The following is a 3943-nucleotide window of genomic DNA, read 5'->3' on the forward strand; positions in this document are numbered from 1 at the left end:
AGACATCCGGAGAGCTTAAAATTATAGTGAAAGGAGATTTTTATACAGAAAGCAAAGGAGAAAATATACTTTGTGCAGGAGCAATTCTGGAACTGCATGGGAATTTCCATCATATAGGTGACAGCTCTTTTAATGGAGTATGGCCAGCTAATGGGACAATAGTGTTTGCAGGAGAAAAAGAACAGCATGTATTGATGGGAACGATGCGGGGACGGCTGAAAAGTATCGTAATAGCTAATCGTGCAGGAAAGATCTATGCAGATACACCGCTGTGGGGAGTGGAACTAACCCAGGACACGATTATTGCAGGGGAAGAAGTAGCCGTGCAGGGTTATGGAAATGGGCATAAACTGACCATAGAAGGAGACTATCTGGGAACGCAGTTTACCCTGAATAATGGATCTGTCCTGCATGTAAAAGGGGAGTACCGGATACAGGAGATAGAGGGCAGGGATTGCACTTTAATTATAGGGAGTGAGTCAGCGCAGATCGTAGTAGACCAAGATTTCCGAATACAAAAAAAGCAGTCTGACGGAAGCTATACAGAAACGTCAGCATATCTGAAGACATCCGGAGAGCTTAAAATTATAGTGAAAGGAGATTTTTATACAGAAAGCAATAATAGTGAAAATATGCTTTGTAAAGGCGGAATTCTGGAACTGTATGGAGATTTCTATCAAACGGGAAATAGTATATTTAATGTTTCATGGCCGGCTGATGGAAAAGTAGTGTTTGCAGGAGATTCATTGCAACATATAATTATGGATAGCAACCGGGGATATATAAGGAATATCAAACAAACTGAATCATGCCCAGGACTTGTATTTAATTGTACAGCAGGAACAATCAGTCTGGCCAGTGACATTATTTCAAATGATTTTGCAAATCTTCACTACCTTGAACTAAATGGTCATACAGTTGAACTTAAAGATTCTGTAAATCTCACTGGAAGTGCCCGGCTCATGGGCGGTGCCTTGAAATGTGGAGGCAATCTGACTGTTTCCGGCAATATATCCAACGAGAAAGGTATCTTGAATGTCAATGGAAATCTGTATCTGGAGAATAATGGGTGTATATCCATGTCCGATGATAATGACCTTATCATCATCAACGGAACCTTATACAATAATTCCCAGACAGATCAAACTATATCCCGAGGCCTCCTGGATGTAAAAGGAGATTTCATTCAAAGTACCACCCGAAGATTTACAACCAGCCAGAATGCGTTCATGCAGATCAGCGGTTCCTACCACCACAACGTGGAATTTCCGGAACTGGCATACGTCTGGTTTTACAACCTTGGAGTGGATGCCGGTCTGGATTATACATTTACCAGAAAGCCCATCTGGACAAATCTCTTCCAGGCAATGGAAACCGGACATATCACAGAACGGATTGCATCCAGATACTTTGGCAAATCAGGAGCCAATCCTGCAACCGGAAACTATTCACAGGGCTTTTCGGATATCACGGTTCAAAGTGCCATGGGTCCCTTTGAAATTACACATTCCTATAATTCCATGAGCGAAGAAGACGGAGTACTGGGAAAAGGATTTGTATTCAGCCAGAATATAAAAATGAAATCGGAAACTATTCTGGACACGGACCAGAAAACGGTTTTTATGCCGGACGGGTCCCGGTATACGTTTTTGAAAAACAGCAGCGGTAATTATGAAACGCAGGACTCCAGAAGTGAACTGACAGAGGAAAATGGAAGCTTCCTGTTGAAAACACAAGATCAGGCCCTATTTTCTTTTGATGAAAAAGGGAATATTCAATACATGGAAGATAAAACCGGTAACCGCATGACCTACAGCGTGGATGAAAATGGAAATACGGTGCGGATACAGGATGACTCCGGTACGGATGTTTCTATTCATTATAAAGAGAAGCTTCTAAAAAGTATCATAAATGAGGAGACTGGGGAAACTGCCCGCTTTGAATATACCGAAGGAAAACTGTCAAAATATATCGATGCAAACGGTAAATCCACAGGATATCTATATAATTCAGAAGGGCTGCTCGCTAAAATAATAAACCATGATGGCAGCACATTTGAAGAAATAACCTACATCAAAGGCGGAAAACACGATAAAAAAGTAAAAACAGTCAAAAATATGGCAGGAAATGTGGATACTTATAAATATGATGATATATTCCGCAAAACCACGATTACAGATTCCAATGGGCGCAGGGTTACGAAGGAGTTTGATTTTCACTATAATCTTACTGCATCTACGAATGCCCTTGGTGAAACCGTTCGGACGAGGTATGCCCTGACAAATGGAATAAATAAATATGGGGAAGTAGAATCGGAAACCGATGCTTATGGAAATGTAACTACGTATACCCGTGATACAAAAGGGCGGGTAACCAGAGTAGCATATCCTGACGGCACGGCAGAGCTGACAGAGTATAATGAGCAGAATAATATAACAAAAAGTACTGATAAAAATGGAACGTCCACTTATTACCTGTATGACGTTTCCGGAAAATACCTTCTAAAAAAGGCAACGCCGCTGGATGGAAAAAGTGTATACCTGGAAGGCGCTGATGAGGAAGGCTTTGCTGTGACGTCTTACACCTATGACATGGACCATGTAATTAAAGGTGCTGTACTGACTGAAACCGGTCCGCTGGGAGATGAAAAGAATTATCTAGAATACATCCGTAACCAGAAGGGGCAGATCCTTGCCATGACGACCTATATGGATGGGGATGCATTTACAACTGCCTATGAGTACAATGACAAGTGGCTTCCCATAGAAGAAACTGCCCCGGATGGTGTTGTTACAAAATATGTCTATAATAAATATAATGAAATCATTCGAAAGGCCACCATCAGTGAAGATGGAAGACAGCGGACATTTGAGCGGTACTCTTATGATGAAATGGGAAATAAAGAAGCAGAGGCTGGACCACTTTCCTATGATTCGTCTTTGGATGACCTGAAAAATGATGTTTATACAGGCCCCGGAACCCGTTTTACTTATAATGAAGCTGGACAGGTGACTACAAAAACAGATGCCATGGGCAATACGACAGCTTATGAATACGATTTATATGGGAATACCTTAAAGGAGTTTTATCCGGACGGTTCCTATACTGCATATACCTATGATGCGCTGGACCGGAAAACAAGTACTGTTTTTTATGACAGCACTACATCAAAAAGAATACGCATGGAGGAACTAAGCTACAGCCAGTCCGGAAAAAACCTGCTTACCACTACCACGGTTTATCTGGATCAAGAACGTACTGCGGTCACTACGCAGATCACGGATTTTGCTGGAAGAGTCATAAGAGCCACCGATGCTGCCGGAAATTCGACCAGCAGAACTTATACCGGGGATGGAAAGGTGGCCACAGAGACAGATCCGAATGGGAAACGAACCACTTATACCTATGATGCATTGGGAAATCTGATCAGACAGACAACTCCGTTTGAGGGAAATTCTCTTGCAAAGACGGAATATACCTATGATAAAGCAGGCAACATGCTGACGGAGACGGTCTATAATAACCCCGCAGGCAGTTCGGCCTCCTCGTCAAGGAAGACTGCTTATGAATATGATGCATGGAATAACAGGATAACCACAATACAGTATGACGGTGACAATCCGGTAAGCTACGTCCAGGAATACTATGATTTTAGAGGACGTCTGTTAAGAGAGTACAAGGGGCTGTCTGTACCGCTGGCCATAAGCGGGCTGGACGAGGTACACCAAAACGGGGATGACGCATATACCGTAACGAAATATGAATATAACTACCAGGATAAAGTGGTGCAAATGATTGATGGTGCCGGCCGGATGGAAAGCAGTACCTACGACAATGCGGGAAATCTATTGCGGACACAGGAACAGGATGGAGGAACCTATCAGGCTGTTTACGATATATTAGGACAGGAAACAGAAGAATCAAAGTCATTCCCGGGTAAAAC

The 3943-nt window shown here is 42.5% G+C and carries 1 protein-coding gene; it reads left to right on the top strand.

Annotated features, from left to right (window positions below; translation table 11 throughout):
- Positions 1 to 26: 26 nt before the first annotated feature.
- The coding region (locus ACH2DQ_RS24750) for a DUF6531 domain-containing protein (RefSeq protein ID WP_395028596.1) at positions 27 to 3943 on the top strand (3917 nt) is incomplete at its 3' end.

This window comes from Robinsoniella sp., from assembly GCF_034124845.1.